This window comes from Dermacoccus sp. CCH2-D9 (assembly GCF_001556795.1).
Taxonomy (GTDB): Bacteria; Actinomycetota; Actinomycetes; order Actinomycetales; family Dermatophilaceae; genus Dermacoccus; species Dermacoccus nishinomiyaensis.
Genome location: NZ_LSJT01000040.1, coordinates 14,424 through 34,950, shown reverse-complemented (window position 1 = coordinate 34,950; position 20,527 = coordinate 14,424). Strand labels below are relative to the sequence as shown.

Sequence of the window (20,527 nt, the reverse complement as noted above, 5' to 3'; positions counted from 1 at the left end):
CGGGGCAACTCGTCAACCTTACCACCCTCGCTCCCCGACTTCAACTCGGCGCTTGGAACCACATTGCTGTAATTCGTTGCGTCCCAGTCGAATTGGTGACCAAGAGCCGTCCGAGTGAGTGGCTGTTTCCAGCTCCCCGCTCGCGGCGACTCAGAGAACATTACACAGCGCGGCGGGTGCTGCCAAATCGACCGCCCGGGTGCGGCCACCACCCCGGGATGCGCAACGGGGACCCACCGTCATGGTGAGCCCCCGTTGTCGTCTCGGTCAGTGCGCGAGCCGCGCGGCTGCCTGGTGCTTGCGCCCACGCTTGATGATCGCGGCCACGCCGTGGAGGAAGTCGTCAGCGCTCAGTTCGTGCTCCGGGTCGTCGAGCTTCGCGTTGTTCACGGAGATGGCGCCGTCCCCGATGAGACGTCGGGCCGCATTGCGAGACTCCGCGATGCCCACCGCGATGAGCGCGTCCGTCAGGGTGGTACCCGGCGAAACCTCTCCCCCAGGCAACTCCGCGACGGCGTCACGCAGCGTCCCCGCGTCGAGGGCCGTCACGTCACCCCTGCCGAACATCGCCTCACTCGCCGCGATGGCGCCGGCCGTCGCCGCCTCACCGTGCACGAGCGTCGTGACGTCGGCCGCCAGCGTCTTCTGCGCCACTCGCTTGAAGGGTTCCTCGGCCACGGCGCGTTCGAGCTCCGCGACCTCGTCCTTCGTCCGATCGGTCATGAACTTGATGAGCTTGATGACCTCGGAATCCTCGACGTTGAGGAAGTACTGGTAGAAGGCGTACGGGCTCGTCATCTGCGCGTCGAGCCAGATGGCATTGCCCTCCGACTTGCCGTACTTCTGCCCGGACGCGTCCGTGAGCAGCGGCGAGGTGAGCACGTGCACACTCTTGCCCTCCACCGAACGGATGAGATCAGAGCCGGCGATGAGGTTGCCCCACTGATCGGAGCCGCCGAGCTGCAAGGTGCAGCCGTACTCGCGGAACAGGTGCAGGTAGTCGAGGGCCTGGAGGATCTGGTAGCTGAACTCCGTGTAGCTGATGCCCTGCTCGGAGTTGAGGCGCGCCGCGACGGCGTCCTTCTTGATCATCCCGTTGACGCGGAAGTGCTTGCCGTAGTCACGCAGGAAGTCGAGGGCCGAGATGCCCTGAGTCCAGTCGAGGTTGTTGACCGCGATGGCGGGGTTGTCGCCGTCGAAGTCGAGGAACGGCTGCACCTGCTCACGAATGCGCGCGACCCACTGCGCCGTCTGGTCCTTCGTCTTGAGCACGCGCTCCGCGCTGGGGCGCGGATCACCGATGAGACCCGTCGAACCTCCGACGAGGACGATGACGCGATGCCCGGCGCGCTGCAGCCGTCGCAGCTGGATCAGCTGGACGAGGTTGCCGAAGTGCAGGGACGGCGCCGTCGGGTCGAAGCCGCAATACACCGTGAGCGGTCCGTTCGCGAGCGCGTCACGCAGCTGCGTCTCGTCGGTGGTCTGCGCCACCGCTCCGCGCCACTGCAGCTCGTCGAGGATGTTGCTCACGTCGTCCCTTTCGTCAGATGCTTCGGTTGCGCGGATCACGCACCCACCCCAGAGTCTCCCACGACCGCCCGATCCGGCGCGCCTGCTGCGTGGAGGGCGCCGCTGCAACGGGCTGCGTCAGCGCTTGCGCACCCGCGTCACCGCGGCGCGGTAGGCGGATACGCTCGGCTCGCCCGGGATCCAGAAGCGCCAGGGGAAGCTCTCGCCCTCACCGCCCGGCCCGCTCACGCCGACACGCGGGCCGGTGAGGTACTCGGGCGCGACGTGGCCGTCCGGTCGACGGACGACGACCTGGGCATCCGGCCCGACGACGGGAGTGCCGCCGAGGATCGGCTCGATCGCGAGCGCCTTCGCGAGGTTGCCCGGGCCACGAGCGAGATGGGCGTCCTTGGGAAGCGGCGCGCCCTCGCGTGCACTCGCCATGCGCCGCTCCCGCGCGAGGTCGAGGCCGTCGATGATCTCGCCAGAACGGACGAGGCAACCGGCCGACTCTCCGTCAGCCCCGCAGACGAGGTTCAGGGCCCGGTGGATGCCGTAGTTGATGTAGACGTAGCAGGTGCCGGGCGGGCCGAACAGCGCGGAGTTGCGGTCGGTGCGGCGCTTGAAGCCGTGCGAACCCGGGTCGACGGCGCCATGGTAGGCCTCCACCTCGGTGATACGCAGCGTCACCCCCGCGTGCGAGACGGTGAGGCCCAAGAGCTTCGGCGCGACGTCGACGGGCGGATGGGCGAAGAACGATGAGTCGAGATCCGGCACGCCGACATTGTGCCGCCCACGCCCGATTCGGGCCACCTCCCTCGGCGTGAGGCCCCGCACGCGATGTTGCCCAGGTTTCGGGGGCGTCGGCCCCCGAAACCCGGGCAACATCGAGCGTCAGCGTGAGCGGACGTCGAGCGTCAGCGGATGTCGATGGGTCGGCTCGCCCAGGTACGCAGTTCGCTCGACTTCGCGTGCGCGGCCTCGAGCTGCTCGGCGACGCGGTCGGGAGCCGTCCCGCCCGTCGCGTTGCGGGAGGCGAGTGAACCGGGCACGCTCAGCACCTCGCGCACACCCGGCGTCAGGTGCTCGCTGATGGCGGCGAGGTCATCGTCGCTCAGATCCCACAGCTCGATTCCGCGCTGCTCGCACGCCTGGACGCACTCCCCTGCGACCTCGTGCGCGACACGGAACGGCACGCCCTCACGCACGAGCCACTCGGCGATGTCGGTGGCGAGCGAGAAGCCCTGCGGCGCGAGGGATTCGAGACGCTCCGGGTGGAAGGTGAGCGTCGCCGTCATGCCCGCGAAGGCCGGCAGCAGCAGCTCGAGGGTGTCGACGGCGTCGAAGACCGGCTCTTTGTCCTCCTGCAGATCTCGGTTGTAGGCGAGCGGGAGCGCCTTGAGCGTCGTCATCAGGCCTGCGAGATCCCCGACGAGACGGCCCGCCTTGCCGCGCGCCAGCTCGGCGACGTCGGGGTTCTTCTTCTGCGGCATGATGCTCGAGCCGGTCGAGAACGCGTCGTCGAGGGTGACGAAGCTGAACTCCTTCGTCGCCCACAGCACCACCTCCTCCGCGATGCGGCTGATGTCGACCGCCGACATTGCGGCGACGAACGCGAACTCGGCGACGAAGTCACGCGACGCGGTGCCGTCGATGCTGTTCTCGACGGGGCGCGAGAAGCCCAGATCGTCGGCCACCGAGGCCGGGTCGAGACCCAGCGACGACCCCGCGAGCGCGCCCGAGCCATACGGCGAGGCGTCGGTGCGTCGATCCCAGTCGCCGAAGCGCTCGACGTCGCGCAGCAACGCCCACGAGTGCGCGAGCAGGTGGTGGCTCAGCAGCACGGGCTGCGCGTGCTGCAGGTGCGTGCGCCCCGGCATCGCGACACCGAGATGCGTCTGCGCCTGCGCGACGAGCGCGTCGACGACGTCGAGCAGCAGCGCCGCGACCGAGCGCGCGTGATCACGCAGGTACATGCGGAACAGCGTCGCGACCTGGTCGTTGCGCGAACGTCCGGCCCGCAGGCGACCGCCGACGTCGGCGCCGGCGCGCTCGATGAGGCCGCGCTCGAGGGCCGTGTGGACGTCCTCGTCCTCCTGCGCCGGCGTGAACGCGCCCGACTCGACGTCGTCGAGCAACTGCTGCAGCGCCGCGAGCATGGCCGCGAGCGCCTCGTCGTCGAGCAGACCGGCGCGGTGCAGCACGCGCGCGTGCGCCCGCGAACCGGCGATGTCATAGGGCGCGAGGCGCCAGTCGAAGTGCGTCGACTTGCTCAGCGCGGCGAGCGCATCCGCCGGGCCACCGGCGAAGCGACCTCCCCAGAGGCTGAGGCGGGCGTCGGGCTGGGTCATGGGGTGAACCTCTCCTTCATCGGATGGATCGGGCGCGGGGCGCCGGGGAGATTGGAACGGTTGGAGCAGGGCTCGAGGGCTCAGACGCCGCGAATGTCGCCGCGTGAACCGGCGTCGGGATCGCCGCTTTCCTGGGCGTCGTCATCGTGGTCGGTGGAGGCGAGATCGTCCGTACGGCCGGCGAGTTCCAGGAAGCGCTTGGCGACGGGCGCCGCCCCCTGCGGGTCGCGGCAGATCACCATGATCGTGTCGTCGCCGGCGATCGTGCCGAGGACGTCGGTGAACTCCGCGTGGTCGATCGCCGAGGCGAGAAAGTTCGCCGCGCCCGGCGGGGTGCGCAGGATGACGAGGTTCGCCGACGACTCCGCTGTCACGAGCAACTCGCCCGACAGCCGGCGCAATCGTTGGACCGCCTCGGTGCGCGCGGCGCCCGCCCGAGGCGTGCGGTCACCGCCCTCGCCGGGCACGGCGTAGACGAGCGTGCGGCCCTGACGCACCTTGACCGCGCCGAGCTCGACGAGATCACGTGACAGCGTCGCCTGCGTGACGTCGACGCCGTCAGCGAGCAGCCGCTCGGCGAGATCCGTCTGCGACCGGATGGACTCGCGCCCGAGGATCTCGCGGATGCGCTGATGGCGCGCACCCTTCGTCTGCGCCATCATGCGTGCTCCGCGAGGAACGTCAGCAGCGCCTTCTGCGCATGCAGCCGGTTCTCCGCCTCGTCCCACACGACCGAGGCGGGGCCGTCGATGACGTCCGCGGCGATCTCGAAACCACGGTATGCCGGCAGGCAGTGCATGACGATCGCGTCAGGCGCCGCGTGCGCCATCAGCTCGCTCGTCACGCTGAAGGCGCTGAACGGATTGCTCTCGCCCTTGCGCGTGCTCGCCTCGTCCTCCATGCCCATCGACACCCACGTGTCGGTGATGACGACGTCCGCGCCCGTCACGGCTTCGATGGCGTCCTCGCTCGCATGCGCGCCGCCGCAGGTCGTCGCGGCGATCTCCTTGGCGCGCTCGAGGATCGCCGGATCCGGGCCGTACCCGTGCGGGCCGGCGACGGTGATGTCGGCGCCGGCCGTCGCGAAACCGAGCAGGTAGCTGTGGGCCATGTTGTTCGCAGCGTCACCGACGTAGGCGACCTTGCGACCGGCAGCGCTGCCCTTGTGTTCGGCGACCGTCAGCAGGTCGGCGAGGATCTGGCAGGGGTGGAAGGCGTCCGTCAGGGCGTTGACCACGGGCACGCCCGCGTGCTCGGCCATCTCTTCGAGGCGGTCCTGGCCGTAGGTGCGCCACACGATCGCGCTGACCTGGCGCCCAAGCACCTTCGCGACGTCGTGGATCGACTCACGCGTGCCGATCTGCGCGAGCTTGCCGTCGACGATCATCGGGTGCCCGCCGAGCTCGGCGACCCCCACGCTGAAGCTGAGCTGAGTGCGCAGCGTCGGCTTGTCGAAGATGATGGCGACGCCCTGGGGACCCGCGAACGGCTGCTTGGCGTGCCGGTCTCGTTTGAGCGTCGCCGCGAGCGCGAGCACCTCGGCCTGCTCGGCGGGGCTCAGGTCGTCGTCACGCAGGAAGTGGCGGGTCATGAGGCGTTCTCCTCGGTCTCGGCGGCATCGAGCAGGCCGGGCAGCGCGGCGACGAAGGTGTCGACCTGCTCGGCCGTGATGACGAGTGGCGGGGCCAGGCGGATGACGTCCGGGCCCGTCGCGTTGATGATGAAACCCGCCTCGCGGGCTCGGACGACGACACGCTGCGCGAGCGGGTCGCGCAGCACGATGCCGCGCAGCAGACCGCGGCCGCGGACGGTAACGACGCGTTCGTCGTCGAGGTTCTCGACAGCCGCGACGAGGTGCTCCCCCAGCCGCCGCGCCTGCTCTCGCAGGCGTTCGTCCTCGATCGTGCGCATGACGGCGACGCCCGCGGCGCACGCCAGCGGGTTGCCACCGAACGTCGAACCGTGCTGGCCGGCCTCGAACATCGTCGAGGCGGCACCTAAGGTGACGAGCGCACCGATCGGCACACCGCCGCCGAGGCCCTTGGCGAGCGTGATGGCGTCCGGCATGACCTCGGGTGCGATCGTCTGGAAGCCGAACCACTCGCCGGTGCGTGCAACGCCCGTCTGCACTTCGTCGATGATGAGCAACGCCCCGCGTTCGCGCGTCACCTCGCGGGCCGCGCGCAGGTATTCGGGCGAGGCCTCGATGACGCCCGCCTCACCCTGGATGGGTTCGAGGATCACCGCGCCCACCGTGTCGTCGACGGCTGCCCGCAGCGCCTCGACGTCGTCGTAGGGCACGCGCGTGACGCCCGGGACCAGCGGTTCGAACGGCTCGCGGTAGGCCTGCTTGGAGGTGAGCGACAGCGCGCCCAGCGTGCGGCCATGGAAGCCGCCGTCCGCGACGACGACACCGGGGCGAGCGGTACGGCGCGCCAGCTTGAACGCCGCCTCGTTGGCCTCGGCGCCGGAGTTGCAGAAGAAGACGCGAGTGTCGCCGTCGCCACCCGACGCGGCGACCAAGCGTTCGGCGAGCTCGATCTGCGGGCGCGTCGTGAAGAAGTTGGACACGTGGATGAGCTTCGCCGCCTGCTCGCTCACCGCGGCGACGAGCGCGGGGTGGGCATGGCCGAGAACGTTGACCGCGATACCGGCGAGCAGATCGAGGTACTCGCGGCCCTCGACGTCGCGAACAACGGCGCCCTCGCCGCGCTCGAGGACGAGCCCGGGCGCCCCGAAGACCCCCATGAGGGAGGCGCCGTAGCGCTGCGTCAGATCCCCGTGCGTCGGCATCGTGGACGCCGGGGCGTCATCGTCGGCCGGGTTCATCGGCGTCCTCCTGAGGTGATCATCGTGCCGATCCCTTCGTCCGTGAAGATCTCGAGCAGGATGGAGTGCGGGCGTCGCCCGTTGACGACGTGGGTGTGCGGCACGCCCCCGCGCACGGCGCGGATGCAGGCCTCGAGCTTGGGCACCATGCCCGAGTCGACCGTCGCGAGCATGCGTTCGGCCTCGTCGACGGGCAGCTTCGACAGCAGCGACGATTCGTCCGGCCAGTTCGCGTAGACCCCCTCGACGTCCGTGAGCACGACGAGCTTGTGCGCGCCGAGCGCGACGGCGAGAGCACTCGCGGCGGTGTCGGCGTTGACGTTGAGCACCTGCCCCTCGTGCTCGAGGTCGGGCGCCACGGACGAGATGACGGGGATGCGCCCCGAGTGCGCGAGGTCACGCACGATCTGCGGGTCGACCATCTCGACGTCACCGACGAGGCCGACGTCGACGGCCTCACCGTCGACGATCGCGGGGCGACGGCGGGCGCCGAACAGGCCGGCGTCTTCGCCGGAGAGCCCGAACGCCATCGGGCCGTGATTGTTGATCAGCCCGACCAGTTCGCGCGAGACCTGGCCCGTCAGCACCATGCGCACGACCTCCATCGTCTCGGGCGTCGTGACGCGCAGGCCGCCGCGGAACTCGCTCTTCATCCCGAGCCGGTTGAGCATCGCGGCGATCTGCGGGCCGCCACCGTGGACGACGACGGGGCGCAGGCCGGCGTAACGCAGGAAGGCGATGTCCTCGGCGAAGGCGCGCTTTAGGGCGTCGTCCGTCATGGCGTTGCCGCCGTACTTCACGACGACGAGAGCGTCCTGATATTTCTGCAGCCACGGCAGCGCCTCGACGAGGGTGCCCGCCTTGAGACCCGCCGAGGCGAGCGACGAGAGGTCGCGAGGCTGGGTCGTCTCGTTCTCCGTCGCGCTCATGTGCTGTACGCCGAGTTCTCGTGGACGTAGTCGTGCGTGAGGTCGTTCGTCAGGACTGTGGCGTCGGCGTCGCCGGCGTGGAGAAACACCTCGACCTTCACTTCACGCTGAGACATGTCGACGCCCGAGCGGTCGTCACCGACCCCGCCGCTGCGGCACACCATGACGTCGTTGATCGCGACGTCGAGCTGTGCAGGCTCGAACACCGCCGAGGTCGTCCCGACGGCCGCGAGGACCCGCCCCCAGTTGGGGTCGTTGCCGAACACGGCGCACTTGAAGAGGTTGTTGCGGGCGATCGAACGTGCAACCTCGAGTGCATCGTCAACGTTGGCGGCACCCTGGACGTCGATCGTGATGTCGTGCGCGGCGCCCTCCGCGTCGGCGATGAGCTGTTCGGCCAGGTCGACGCAGACCTGCGTGAGGATGGCCGTGAACTCCCCGATCTGCGGGCTCACCCCGCTCGCTCCCGAGGCCATGAGCACGACGGTGTCGTTCGTCGACTGGCAGCCGTCCGAGTCGATGCGATCGAACGACATCGCCGTCGCCGCGCGCAACGCCTCGTCGGCCTGCTCGGTGGTGAGGAGCGCGTCGGTCGTGATGACGACGAGCATCGTCGCGAGGGACGGCGCGAGCATGCCGGCGCCCTTCGCCATGCCGCCGATCGTGTAGCCGGAACCGAACCCGGTGCACTCCTTCGCGACCGTGTCCGTCGTCATGATGGCGGTGGCGGCGTCCTCCCCGCCGTCAGCGCTCAACGAACCTGCCACCGCGGTGATGCCCGCCTCGATCTTGTCCATCGGCAGCAGCTCACCGATGAGGCCCGTCGAGCAGACGACGACGTCACCGGCGCTCACGCCGACGGCCTCGGCGGCGAGTTCGGCGCTGCGGTGCGTGTCGAGGAAGCCCTGCGCCCCGGTGCAGGCGTTGGCGCCACCGGAGTTGAGCAGGACGGCGTCGGCGCGCCCGTCCGTCACCACCTGACGCGACCACGTTACCGGCGCCGCTTCGACGCGATTCGAGGTGAACACGGCGGCGACGACGTGCTCGGGCCCGTCGTTGACGACGAGGGCGACGTCGGGGCGGCCGCTGGGCTTCAGCCCCGCCGTCACGCCCGCCGCACGGAAGCCTGCGGCAGCGGTGACACTCATGGTTTCTCCTTGATGATGTGCCCGCCGCGAGCCCACAGCTCACGAGCGCGCGCGGATTCGTACGTCGGCACCATGATCCAGTCGGTGTCGAACGTCGAGACGGTGAAGACGGTGACGTCGGCCTCGCCGAGCGGCGTCACGATGGCCGAGAGCAGACCGGTGAGCGCGAAGTCGAGCGGGCCCTCGACCTCGAACACGTTGAACGGACCCTGCTGACGCACGACCGCGTCCCGCGGGATCGCTGAGGTGAGGCACAGCACGGACGTCTCCGACGCCGTCGCACTGACGGAGACGAGCGGCGCGTCCGTGAGCGCCCATTCGGGCACGACCTCCTGCGCGCCGAGGCGCACGTACGACAGCTCCTCGGGGTGGGCGATGAGGGTGAACCGAGCTCCGAACGCGACCATCAGGGGCTCACCCCCGCGAGCGGCAGGCCCGTGGTCTCGCCCAGGCCGAGCGACAGGTTCATCGACTGCACGGCTGCACCGGCCGTCCCCTTCGTCAGGTTGTCGACGGCGGAGGTGACGACGACGCGCCCCGCCACCTCGTCGAGCGCGAACTGCAGGGTGACGACGTTCGACCCGAGCACCGAACCGGTCGCGGGCCACGACCCGGCAGCCAGGAGCTCGACGAAGGGTTCGTCGGCATAGGCCTCGGCGAAGGCGCGCGCGACGTCATCAGCCGTCGTGCCGGGCGCCAGCCGAGCCGTCGACGTCGCGAGGATGCCGCGCGGCATGGGGGCGAGCGTCGGCGTGAACGACAGCGTCACCTCGCGCTCACCGCCGGCGGCGAGACGCAGGTTCTGCGCGATCTCGGGCGTGTGACGGTGCCCGCCGCCGACGCCGTACGGGCTCATCGACCCCATGACCTCGGCGCCGAGCAGGTGTGGCTTGAGGCCCTTGCCGGCCCCCGAGACACCCGAGGACGCGACGACGACCACGTCGTCGAGCGCGATGAGGGACGCCGCCGCGAGCGGCGCGAGAGCGAGCGAGACGGCCGTCGGATAGCACCCGGGGACGGCGACGCGGCGCGCGCCGCGCAGCTGCTCGCGCCGCTTGACGCCCTTCGAGACGAGTTCGGGCATCCCGTAGGCCCAGGACCCCGCGTAGGGCGTGTCGTAAAAACGCTGCCAGTCGCTCTCGCGCTCGAGCCGAAAATCCGCGCCACAGTCGATGACGACGACGTCTGCGTCGAGCTGCGCGGCGAGCGCAGCGCTCTGCCCGTGCGGCAGTGCGAGGAAGACGACGTCGTGGCCGGCGAGGGCGTCAGCGTTCGTGGCAAGCACGGGTCGCTCGGCGAGGGAGAACAACGACGGGTGATGATCGCCGAGGCGCGAACCGGCGGAGGAACCCGCCGTCAGTGCGCCGATCTCGACGTCGGGATGGGCGAGCAAGAGGCGCAGGATCTCCCCGCCCGCATATCCACTCGCCCCGGCGACAGCTGCTGTGACCATGCCCCCAGCCTAGCGCAGATCGCATACCCATGCATTTTTAGGTCATACTCATGCACACAGGGTGGAGACGGCGTCACGCCGCCCCCACCCTGTCGATCATGCCGGAATCAGGCGCCGCGCAGGCTCGCTCCAACACTCTCGTCGACGGCGCGCACTGCCGCGTCGCGTGCCGCGTTCACCTCGTCGGTCGTCAGCGTCCGCTCGGGGGAACGGAAGAACAGGCGGTACGCGAGGGACTTCTTGCCCTCACCGACCTGATCGCCCGTGTAGATGTCGAACAGCGCGACCGACTCGAGGTGTTCACCGGCCCCCGAGCGCAACGCCGTCTCGACGCGAGCCGCAGGGACGGACGCGTCGACGACGAGCGCGACGTCGGAATGCGCCTGCGGGAACGTCGCGATGCTCGAAGCGACACCGGGGCGCTCGGCGTACGCCGACAGCGCGTCGAGGTCGAGTTCGCCCCCGACCGTGCGGGCCGGCAGCGAGAACGCCGCGACGACCTTGGGGTGCAGCTCGCCCGCTGCGCCGATGACGGTGCCGTCCGGCAGCGCGATGCTCGCGCAGCGTCCCGGGTGGAACGGCGCCACCTGCGCCTGCTCGATCGTCAGGTCGACGCCGAGCACGCGCCCGATCTGCAGCGCCACGGCGATCGCGTCGCTCCAGTCCGCGCCGCGCCCGGCACCCCACCAGCCTTTGCGCTCGCTGTCACCGGCGGCGACCCAGGCGACGTGGCGCGGCTGCGCCGGCACGGCCGAGCGGATCGCGTCGAGCACCTCAGGCGCCGGGTGCACGCCGACCGGTGACGTCGGCGCCTGGCCCGCCTCACCGGCGACGACGAGACCGATCTCGAACAGCGCCACGTCCTTGAACCCGCGCGCGACGTTGCGCTTGAGCGAGTCCATCATCGTGGCGAGAACACTCGTGCGGATGAGCGGCAGCTCGTCCGACAGCGGGTTGGTCAGGCGCACGCTCGTGCGCCGCGCGTCGTCGGCTGCGAAGCCGAGCTTGTCGTGTACGTCATCACTGACGAACGGCAGCGAGATGATCTCCGTCAGGCCAGCCATCGCGAGCGCATTCGCCACGTTGCGGCGGTAGCGCTGCGACGCCGTCAGCCCACGCCCGGCGAGGGGTCGCGGCAGGACGGATGGGATGGCGTCATACCCGCGCAGACGCGCCACTTCCTCGACGAGGTCGGGCCCGCTCGTCAGGTCGGGGCGCCACGTGGGCGGTGTGACGCTCCACAACGGTTCGTTGCGCTCGACCCGGCACCCGACGGCGTCAAGGCTCTCGGCGACCTCGTCGTCGGAGTACGCGACACCGACGAGCCGCGTCGGCTGCTGCGGGTCGAAGTCGATCGGCTGCGGCGCGCGCGTCGTGTCGAGGTCGGTGACGCCCTCGTCGACGGCGCCGCCGCCGTACTGCACGAGCAGGTCGACGGCGAGCTGCGCCGCGGCTGCGGCGATCTGCGGGTCGACGCCACGCTCGTAGCGCTTGGACGCCTCGCTGCCGAGCTTGTGGCGGCGCGCGGTGCGGGCGACGGAGACCGGGTCGAAGTGGGCGGCCTCGATGAGGACGTCGGTCGTCGAGTCGCTCACCTCGCTGTCGGAACCACCCATGACGCCGGCCAGCGCCAGCGGGCGCGCACCGCCGTCGGTGATGAGCAGATCCTCGGCGAACAGGGTGCGCTCGACGCCGTCGAGCGTCGTCAGCTTCTCCCCCGCGCGGGCGCGTCGCACGACGATCTCCTCGCCCAGCGCCCCGAGATCGAACGCGTGCAGGGGCTGGCCGAGCGCCATCATGACGTAGTTGGTGACGTCGACCGGCAGCGAGATCGAGCGCATGCCCACCTCGGTGACGGCCGTCGCGAGCCACGCGGGCACCGGTGCGTTCGGGTCGATGCCGCGCACGACGCGTGCGACGTACCGGTCGCAGCCGACCGCGCCACGCAGCCCCTGGGGGTCGTCGACGCGCACCGGGTAACCCAAGTCGTTCGCTGCCGGCGCCCTCGTCGTCAGCGCATCGACCGGGTCGGTGAAGCTCGCGCCAGTGGCGTGGCCGTACTCGCGCGCGATGCCGCGCATCGAGAAGCAATAACCGCGATCGGGGGTGACGTTCACCTCGACGGTCTCGCGGTCGAGCCCGAGCAGCGGCAGTGCGTCCTGGCCCGGCGTGAGCGACGAGGCGTCGACACCGAGGCGCTGCGGCAGCAGGATGATGCCGCCCGAGCCGTCGTCGGGCAGGCCCAGTTCATCTGCGGCACAGATCATCCCGGCCGACAGGTGACCGTACGTCTTGCGGGCGCTGATGGCGAAGCCGCCCGGCAGCACGGCACCCGGCAGCGCGACGACGACGGTGTCGCCGACCTGGAAGTTGTGCGCGCCGCACACGATGCCCTGAGGTTCACCGGTGCCGTTCGCGTCACCGACGTCGACGGTGCACCAGTTGATGACCTTGCCGTTCTTCTGCTCCTCGGGCGTCTTCGTCAGCACGCGGCCGACGACGAGGGGGCCGGTAACGCCGCCGCCGTGGATGGCCTCCTCCTCGAGTCCGACGCGCACGAGGTCCGCTGCGACCTGCAGGCCGGTTGCCCCTTCGGGCACGTCGACGTACTCGCGCAGCCATTCGATGGGAACTCGCATTGTCTCAGACCTCCAAGCCGAACTGGGCGTCGAAGCGGACGTCACCCTCGATCATCTCGCGCATGTCGGATGCGCCCGTGCGGAACATCAGGGCGCGTTCGACGCCCATGCCGAACGCGAAACCGCTGTACTCGGCCGGGTCGACGCCGCAGGCGCGCAGCACGTTCTCGTTGACCATGCCGCAGCCGCCCCACTCGATCCAGCCGGTGCCGCCGCAGGTGCGGCAGGCCGCGTCCTCCCCACGGCAGACGAAGCACCGCAGATCCATCTCGGCGCTCGGCTCGGTGAACGGGAAGTAGTTGGGGCGCAGGCGCGTCGTGATGCCCTCACCGAACAACTGCGTCGCGAGGTGGTCGAGCGTGCCCTTGAGGTGCGCCATCGTGATGCCCTTGTCGACCGCGAGGCCCTCCATCTGGTGGAAGACGGGCAGGTGCGTCGCGTCGAGTTCGTCGGTGCGGTACGCCTTGCCGGGCGCGACGATGTAGAGCGGCACCCCACGATCGAGCATCGAGCGTGCCTGCACGGGCGAGGTGTGCGTGCGCATGACGAGGCCGCCGTCGGCGGGGTCGAGGTAGAACGTGTCCTGCATCTGGCGCGCGGGGTGGTCCTCGTCGAAGTTGAGGGCGTCGAACACGAACCACTCGGCCTCGACCTCTGGCCCTTCGGCGACCTCCCACCCCATGCCGACCATGAGGTCGACCATGAGCTGCTGCATGAGTTCGACGGGGTGACGCCCGCCGACGGGGCGACGCAGCGCGGTCGCCGTCGTCACGTCGACGGCCTCTTCGGTGAGGATGCGCTCGTCGCGCTCGGCCTCGAGCTCGCCCTGGCGGGTCTTCAGCGCGGCGCCCACACGGCCACGTGCCTGGCCGACGCGCTTGCCCGCCTCGGCCTTCGCCGACGGCGGCAACGCGCCGATCTCGCGGTTGGCCAGCGCCAACGGGGACTTGTCACCCGCGTGCGCCGTGCGCACCTCCTTGAGCTCCTCGAGCGAGGACGCGGCGGCGATGGCCGCGAGAGCGGCGGTGACGTTGGACTCGACCACCTCGGGGTCGAGGGCAGCGACCTCGACGGGGTCGTAGTTCGTGTTGGGGCCAGACATGCGCCCGAGTCTATCGAGTGCGCGCAAACCGATTCCCACGCGTCCGCGCGGGCGAGGGGTGCTCAGTTCTGGGCGGCAGCCGAGGCGTAGAGGCAGACGGTGGCGGCCATCGCGAGGTTGAGCGACTCGGCGTGGCCGTAGATCGGCACGCGGACGACGTCGTCGCACTGCTCGCGCACCTCGGGCTCGAGGCCCCATGCCTCGTTGCCCATGACCCACGCGTGCGGGGTGGCGAGGTCGACGTCGGGCAGAAATGTCTCGCCAACGCCGTCGGCGGCGTGCAGTGTCAGCCCTGCGGCGCGACAAGCGGCGAAGATCTCCTCGATCGACGACCCGCGCGAGATCGGCAGGTGCCACAGCGAGCCGACGCTCGAACGCACGAGCTTCGGGTTGTAGAGGTCGACGCTCGCGTCGCTGAGGATCACGGCGTCCGCCCCCGTCGCATCGGCGCCGCGGATGACGGTGCCCGCGTTTCCGGGGTCGCGCACGTTCGTGCAAATGACGACGAACTTCGGCGAGCCCGCGAGCACGTCGGCCAGCGGGCGATCGATCGGCCTGGCGACGGCGATGATGCCCTGCGGCTGTTCGGTGTCGCACATCGCGGCGAGCACCTGCGGCGAGCAGTCGTGGACGAAGCGCCGCTCGCCTGCTGCGGCGCCGTCAGCCCATTCCCCGGCGAGTTCGCGCAGGTCGGGGTGACGCTCGGCGGCGTCGGCGTCGAGGTAGACGTCGCGGATCGACATCGGCGCGAACCGGATGAGCTCGCGCACGGCCTGGCGCCCCTCGACGAGGAACAGCCCGGCCTTGTCACGTGCAGAACGCCGCCCCAGCGCCTTGACCTGCTTGACCCGATCGGAACGGACGTTCGTGATCATGGTCGAGCGAGCCCTTCGGCGTGGAGCGGCGTTCGGTGCGAAAGAGGTGCCTGGATCAGGCAGCCGGCGTCTGGGCCGGGACGTTCGCCTTGGCGATCTCGACGAGCTTGGCGAAGGCCGGGGCGTCGTTGACGGCCAGCTCGGCGAGCATGCGACGGTCGACCTCGATGCCGGCGACCTTCAGGCCCTGGATGAAGCGGTTGTACGTCATGCCGTTGAGGCGAGCCGCAGCGTTGATGCGCTGGATCCAGAGGCGACGGAAGTCGCCCTTCTTGGCGCGACGGTCACGGTAGGCGTAACCGAGGCTGTGCGTCACCTGCTCCTTGGCCTTGCGGTAAAGGCGCGAGCGCTGGCCGCGGTAGCCGCTGGCCTGCTCGAGAACGGTACGACGCTTCTTGTGGGCATTGACTGCCCGCTTCACGCGTGCCACGTGATCACTCCTTGAGTGGGGCGGCGGCGCCTGACGCCTGCCGCGAAGTTAGTTGGTGGGTGTGGACGGCTCAGAGGCCGAGAAGGCGCTTGATCTTCTTCTCGTCGGCCGGCGCGAGAACGACGTCGTTGACGAGACGACGCGACTGACGCTTGGCGCGCTCCTCGAACTTGTGCACGTGGCGGGCGCGCTGCCGCATGATCTTGCCCTTACCGGTGACGCGGAAACGCTTCTTCGCACCGGAGTGCGTCTTCATCTTCGGCATGGCCGACTCCTTCGCTACCTCGACGCGCTCGTGTGCGCGTCGGCTGTCTGACTGCCTCGCCCGATCACCCGGGACGAGGGTTCTCCACCCGAGGGTGAAGGGGGTGTTACTTCGCAGCCTCTCCGGCCGCGACCTGCTCGGCCTCAGGGGCCTCGCTCGAGACAGGCGTCTCGGCCTGCGGCTCCGGGGCGGCATTGGCTGCCTTCTCGGCCTCACGACGACGACGGTCCTCGGCGCGCGCCTCGGCCTTCTTCTTCGTCGGGCCGAGCACCATCACCATGTTGCGCCCGTCCTGCTTCGGCGCGCTCTCGATGAACGCGAGCTCCTGCACGTCCTCAGCGAGCTTCTGCAGGAGGCGGAAGCCGAGCTCGGGGCGCGACTGCTCACGGCCGCGGAACATGATGGTGACCTTGACCTTGTCACCGGCCGACAGGAACCGGACGACGTGACCCTTCTTGGTGTCGTAGTCGTGCTGGTCGATCTTCGGTCGGAGCTTGATCTCCTTGATGACCGTGTTGACCTGGTTCTTGCGCGACTCGCGCGCCTTCATGGCCGCTTCGTACTTGAACTTGCCGAAGTCCATGAGCTTGGCGACGGGCGGCTTGGCCTGGGGGGCCACCTCGACGAGGTCGAGGTCGGCCTCGGCGGCGAGGCGCAGCGCGTCCTCGACTCGGACGATGCCCACCTGCTCACCATTGGGGCCCACCAACCGAACTTCCGGGACTCGGATTCGGTCGTTGATGCGTGGCTCAGCGCTGATGGCCTGCTCCTTCACGAGTGTGATGTTCACGAGTTGTTGCGGTGTGCCCGGCCACCGACGGTGTTCGGGCAACAAAAAAGACTTCTTGCGAGCGCAAGAAGTCTTCGTTCAACACGCACGACGCGATGATTGTTCCGTCGCCATCGAGGCGGGTGCCTCGTCGTGCATCGTGACCAAGACCCTGCCTCCCGAAGGAGACCGAGGGTGGAGACCGAAGCCCCTCTTGCGCACCGAGCGCTTTCACTGCCTCGATGAGGCCATGCGAACGTTCGGCTGGTTGCCACTACGATAGCAGCCGGTGTGGCTCCGCCCTAATCGGCGCGGCGGGCGGTTTCGACGTCGGTGCCCTGCGCCTGTGAAGACGCCGGCAGACCGGCCCGTCGTGACCGCAGCCCCCGTCGCGCCCCGACCATGACGGCGCCGAGGCCGGCGATGGCCGCCCCCGTCAGCCCGACGGACGCGAAACCGCCCGCGAAGCCGTGACGGTCGATGAACACGCCTGCGAGCGGCCCACCGAGCGCACCGCCGAGGGTGAGGAACGAACCGTGCCACCCCATCGCCTCACCGCGCACCCGTTCGGGGACGACGCGCGTGAGTGCATCGACGGACGCAGTCATCGTCGGCGCGCAGAACAGGCCCGCGACGAAACCCCACACGCACAGCCCGAGCACGCCGTGGGCGAAGCCGATCGGCGCCGTCGTCAGGGCGAGCAGGACGAGCAGCGCGAACATGGGCGGAGGCGACGTCATCGCGCCGTAGACGAGCCCACCGAGGACGGAGCCCAGCCCCCACACGGCCAGCACGAGGCCGAGCTGGGCGGATGCGTCGAAGTGACGGGCTGCGGCGACGAACGAGACGTCACTGCCGCTGAGGACGACGACGGCCGCGAACCCGACGAGGCACACCGCCAGGAAACGCGGCGTCACCCAGCGTTCGCGTGGCAGGTCGACGTCCGCGGCAGCCTCTTCGTCGAGCGCCTGCCGGATCGGCGGGTCGATCCACCACAGCAGCGCCGCGAGCGCCGCGGAGGCCATCTCGAGGCAGAAGATCACCCACGACGTCGGGAAGTGACCGCCGAGAGCGATCGCGATGACGGGCCCGAGCATGAAGGACAGCTCGACGATGATGCTGTCGGTCGCGAGCGCCGTGCGGCGATCCTCGTCGCTCGTCGCGGCGATGATGCCCTGACGGATGACGGTGAACGTCGGCACGGCGAACAGCCCGGCCAGTGCCGCGAGCATGAGCAGCGGCACATAGCCGACGAAGGGCGCCACGGCCCAGCACCCGGCCGTGACCAGGATCGACGGCGCGACGACCCGGCGCAGCCCGAGGGTGTCGAGCAGGCGCCCGCGCCACGGCCCCGACAGCGCGACGGCGAGGGTCGAGGCCGCCGCGACGAGACCTGCCTGCGACCAGGTGCGGTGCAGCGTCTCGACGACGTGGATCGTGAGCAGCACCGACACCCCGAACGTCGGGATGCGGATGGCGAAGCCGAGCAGCAGCAGCTGGCGGGTGCGGCGGTTGGCAAGAACGCGGCGGTAACGGGTGGCGGGCATGGTGGCGTCATGGTGTCACGGGCGTGCGGTGGTGGGCGAACCCCTTTCGTCCACCGCCTCGAGGTTGCCCGTTCAGCCGTGCAGTTGCCGCTGCAGACGTAGGTAGCGCTCGTAGACCGCGCGTCCGGCGGTGACGTCGTCGTCCGTGGCCTCGAGTTCGTGGTCATAGGCGACATGCCAGGCCGGAGGCTCGTCACCTCCGGCCAGCGCCCACGCCGCCTGGCGCGCCGCGCCGATACCGACGTACTCCCCCGGCGCCGGGATGTGCACCGGCAACCCGAACAGGATCGGTGCGATCTCGCGCACCGCCGCCGAAGCCGCAGCGCCCCCGATGAGGACGATGCGTCGCGCGCTCAGGCCGTGCTGCTTCAGCCCCTCGACGCCCGCGACGAGGTTCGCGAGCATCCCCTCGACGCAGGCGCGCGCAAGGTTCTCCGGCGTCGCGTTCGCTCGGGTGAGGCCGCCGAGCGTGCCCGTGGCGTCGGGCAGGTCGGGCGTGCGCTCACCGTCGAGGTAGGGCAGCAACGTCAGGCCCTGCGCGCCGATGGGTGCCGCGAGCGCGAGGCGGGAGAACTCGTCGAGGTCGACGCCGAGCAGCTGGGCACCTGTCGTCAGCACGCGGGCTGCGTTGAGGGTGCACATGAGCGGCAGGTGCCGCCCGTCGGCCGAGGCGAATCCGGCGATCTGCCCGCTCGCGTCCCGCGTCGGCGTGTCCTGGGACGGCGAAGACGGTGCCCGACGTGCCGAGGCTGACGACGACGTCGCCGGGCTGCAGGCCGAGACCGAGCGCCGCGCCCATGTTGTCGCCCGTGCCCGCCCCGACGACGAGGCCCGCGTCGGTGACGCCGGCGGGCTCGGCGGGGCCGAGGACGCGCGGGACGCCGAACTCGCGGCCCAGGGCGAGACGTTGGATGCCGGCGTCGTACTCGCCGGTGACGGGTGACCAGTACCCGGTGCCGCTCGCGTCGCCACGGTCGGTCGTCCATCCTCGCAAGCCGCCGCCGGCCTGCAGGATGCGCCCCGTCAGCCAGTCGTGGGGCAGGACGACGGTGTCGAGGCGGGCGGCGTTGTCCGGTTCGGAATCACGCAGCCACCGCACCTTCGCGACGGTGAACGCCGCGACGGGCACGACGTCGAGCCGATCCACCCAGGCGCCCGCTCCCCCGAGTTCGTCGACGAGGTCACGCGCCGCGCCCGCCGAGCGAACGTCGTTCCACAGCAACGCCTCTCGGATGACGGCGCCGTCCGAATCGAGGGCGACCATGCCGTGCTGCTGACCGCCGACGGCGATCGCCTCGACGTCGTCGAGCATCCCGTCCGCCGTCGCGTCCTCATAAGCGCGCCACCACACCTCGGGGTCGACGCTCGTGCCGTCGGGGTGAGGCGCGCGCGAGGTGCGCACCACGGCGCCCGTCTCGGCATCACAGACGACGATCTTGGTCGATTGCGTGGACGAATCCACTCCGGCGACGAGTCGAGGTGACATGGTTTCCCTTCTCAGGCGTCGCCGGGGGCGACGCGCGGTTCGGACGGCGGTAACCGTACGGTGAGATCAGACCGTCGGCAGTCCGTTCGGATAGATCATGGCCTTGACGGATGCCGGGTCGTCGAGGCCCGCGCGCAGGGCCTGCTCGCCGTCGGCGAGGTCGAAACGCCCCGTCACGAGATCGTCGACCTCGACGACGCCGCCCGCGAGCATCGCGAGCGCCTGCGGCCATGTGTTCGCGTAGCGGAACACCCCGGTGACGCTGACCTCACGCTCCTGCAGCGCAGACAGGGGCAGTTCGACGGTGTCGCCGCCCATCCCGACGAGCACGGCGCGAGCGCCTCGCGCCAGGGCCCGCATCCCGGCGAGCGTGACTGAGGCGACCCCGGAGCACTCGAGCAGAACGTCGTACTCGCGCTCGTCGAACCTCTCGTGACGTGAGTCGACGACCCGCGCACCGAGCGCCCGGGCACGCTCGAGGCGTTCGGGGTTGAGGTCGACGACGGTGATGTCACGCGCGCCGCGCGCCCGGGCGGCCAGCAGGCACATGAGCCCGATGGGGCCGCAGCCGGTGATGAGGACGCGATCTCCGAGCGTCACATCGGCCTTGCGGCAGGCCCACAATCCGACCGACAGCGGTTCGACCATCGCAGCAGCCTCGTCGCTCACGCCGTCGGGCAACGGATGCGCGAAGGCGGCGTCGTGGACGATGCATTCGGCGAGCGAGCCGTCGTACGGCGGCGTCGCGTGGAACACCATGTCAGGGCACAGGTTGTAGGCGCCGGCGAGGCACTGCGCACACGTGCGGCACGGCACGCCCGGTTCGATGCTGACGCGCTCGCCGATGCGCGAGGCGTCGACGCCCTCACCGACCGCTTCGACGACACCGGCACCCTCATGCCCGAGCACCATCGGGTAGTCGACGGCGTAGCTGCCGATGCGCCCATGCGTGAGGTAGTGCGTGTCACTGCCGCACACGCCGACGCACGTCATGCGCACGAGCACCTGCCCGGGGCCGGGCGTCGGCACGTCACGCTGGGTCAGGGTGAGCGTCTCGGGTGCGCTCAGTTCGAGCACGCGCATGGGGTTCCTCTCGTCACACGTCATCCGGTCTCCTCTGTCGTCCTGGGGTTCCATTCACCCCCGAGGACTCCGACGCGGCCGGCGCCGCAGGCACGATGCCGGCGGCGCCGAC

18 protein-coding genes and 1 pseudogene are annotated in these 20,527 nt (G+C 70.2%); all 19 read right to left on the bottom strand.

Annotation, left to right across the window (positions count from 1 at the left end):
* Window positions 1-267: 267 nt before the first annotated feature.
* The 19 genes and pseudogenes from tyrS to AX669_RS02840 all read right to left on the bottom strand — a co-directional run bounded on the left by tyrS (window position 268) and on the right by AX669_RS02840 (window position 20,439).
* On the bottom strand, window positions 268-1,530 hold the full coding sequence (gene tyrS, locus AX669_RS02930) for a tyrosine--tRNA ligase (protein ID WP_062256459.1): 1,263 nt from the start codon (window positions 1,528-1,530) through the stop codon (window positions 268-270).
* A 117-nt stretch (window positions 1,531-1,647) separates the two neighbouring features.
* Window positions 1,648-2,286, bottom strand: a complete 639-nt coding sequence (locus tag AX669_RS02925; RefSeq protein WP_062256457.1) for a DNA-3-methyladenine glycosylase — start codon at window positions 2,284-2,286, stop codon at window positions 1,648-1,650.
* A gap of 140 nt (window positions 2,287-2,426) precedes the next feature.
* Complete coding sequence (gene argH / locus AX669_RS02920) at window positions 2,427-3,860, bottom strand: argininosuccinate lyase (protein WP_062256455.1); 1,434 nt, start codon at window positions 3,858-3,860, stop codon at window positions 2,427-2,429.
* A gap of 80 nt (window positions 3,861-3,940) precedes the next feature.
* Window positions 3,941-4,522, bottom strand: coding sequence for an arginine repressor (locus AX669_RS02915; RefSeq protein ID WP_006944242.1), 582 nt, complete (start codon window positions 4,520-4,522; stop codon window positions 3,941-3,943).
* On the bottom strand, window positions 4,519-5,451 hold the full coding sequence (gene argF, locus AX669_RS02910; RefSeq protein ID WP_006944188.1) for an ornithine carbamoyltransferase: 933 nt from the start codon (window positions 5,449-5,451) through the stop codon (window positions 4,519-4,521). The genes AX669_RS02915 and argF overlap by 4 nt, the downstream gene beginning before the upstream one ends.
* Window positions 5,448-6,689, bottom strand: coding sequence for an acetylornithine transaminase (locus AX669_RS02905; RefSeq protein ID WP_082740520.1), 1,242 nt, complete (start codon window positions 6,687-6,689; stop codon window positions 5,448-5,450). Before AX669_RS02905 ends, argF begins: the two co-directional genes overlap by 4 nt.
* Window positions 6,686-7,618, bottom strand: coding sequence for an acetylglutamate kinase (argB, locus tag AX669_RS02900; protein ID WP_062256453.1), 933 nt, complete (start codon window positions 7,616-7,618; stop codon window positions 6,686-6,688). The genes AX669_RS02905 and argB overlap by 4 nt, the downstream gene beginning before the upstream one ends.
* Complete coding sequence (argJ, locus tag AX669_RS02895) at window positions 7,615-8,766, bottom strand: bifunctional glutamate N-acetyltransferase/amino-acid acetyltransferase ArgJ (protein WP_062256451.1); 1,152 nt, start codon at window positions 8,764-8,766, stop codon at window positions 7,615-7,617. Before argJ ends, argB begins: the two co-directional genes overlap by 4 nt.
* Window positions 8,763-9,173: an ACT domain-containing protein gene (locus tag AX669_RS02890; RefSeq protein WP_062256448.1), complete on the bottom strand. Its 411-nt coding sequence runs from the start codon at window positions 9,171-9,173 to the stop codon at window positions 8,763-8,765. The genes argJ and AX669_RS02890 overlap by 4 nt, the downstream gene beginning before the upstream one ends.
* Window positions 9,173-10,219, bottom strand: coding sequence for an N-acetyl-gamma-glutamyl-phosphate reductase (gene argC / locus AX669_RS02885; protein WP_006944230.1), 1,047 nt, complete (start codon window positions 10,217-10,219; stop codon window positions 9,173-9,175). Before argC ends, AX669_RS02890 begins: the two co-directional genes overlap by 1 nt.
* A 107-nt stretch (window positions 10,220-10,326) precedes the next feature.
* Window positions 10,327-12,858, bottom strand: a complete 2,532-nt coding sequence (gene pheT / locus AX669_RS02880; RefSeq protein WP_062256445.1) for a phenylalanine--tRNA ligase subunit beta — start codon at window positions 12,856-12,858, stop codon at window positions 10,327-10,329.
* 4 nt (window positions 12,859-12,862) lie between these two features.
* Window positions 12,863-13,960 carry a phenylalanine--tRNA ligase subunit alpha gene (pheS, locus tag AX669_RS02875; protein ID WP_062256443.1) on the bottom strand — a complete coding sequence of 366 codons (1,098 nt, stop codon included), beginning with the start codon at window positions 13,958-13,960 and terminating at the stop codon, window positions 12,863-12,865.
* 62 nt (window positions 13,961-14,022) lie between these two features.
* Complete coding sequence (locus AX669_RS02870) at window positions 14,023-14,835, bottom strand: RNA methyltransferase (RefSeq protein ID WP_006944167.1); 813 nt, start codon at window positions 14,833-14,835, stop codon at window positions 14,023-14,025.
* A gap of 55 nt (window positions 14,836-14,890) precedes the next feature.
* Window positions 14,891-15,265, bottom strand: coding sequence for a 50S ribosomal protein L20 (gene rplT, locus AX669_RS02865; protein ID WP_006944285.1), 375 nt, complete (start codon window positions 15,263-15,265; stop codon window positions 14,891-14,893).
* Window positions 15,266-15,335: 70 nt separating this feature from the next.
* Complete coding sequence (rpmI, locus tag AX669_RS02860) at window positions 15,336-15,530, bottom strand: 50S ribosomal protein L35 (protein ID WP_006944255.1); 195 nt, start codon at window positions 15,528-15,530, stop codon at window positions 15,336-15,338.
* A gap of 106 nt (window positions 15,531-15,636) precedes the next feature.
* Window positions 15,637-16,236, bottom strand: a complete 600-nt coding sequence (gene infC / locus AX669_RS02855; RefSeq protein ID WP_304438400.1) for a translation initiation factor IF-3 — start codon at window positions 16,234-16,236, stop codon at window positions 15,637-15,639.
* A gap of 365 nt (window positions 16,237-16,601) precedes the next feature.
* A complete protein-coding gene (locus AX669_RS02850) occupies window positions 16,602-17,846 on the bottom strand; it encodes an MFS transporter (protein ID WP_062256441.1) in 1,245 nt (414 codons plus the stop codon).
* A 72-nt stretch (window positions 17,847-17,918) separates the two neighbouring features.
* Window positions 17,919-19,332 (bottom strand): annotated as a pseudogene (locus AX669_RS02845) (xylulokinase).
* A 66-nt stretch (window positions 19,333-19,398) separates the two neighbouring features.
* Window positions 19,399-20,439 carry an NAD(P)-dependent alcohol dehydrogenase gene (locus tag AX669_RS02840; protein WP_062256439.1) on the bottom strand — a complete coding sequence of 347 codons (1,041 nt, stop codon included), beginning with the start codon at window positions 20,437-20,439 and terminating at the stop codon, window positions 19,399-19,401.
* Window positions 20,440-20,527: the final 88 nt, after the last annotated feature.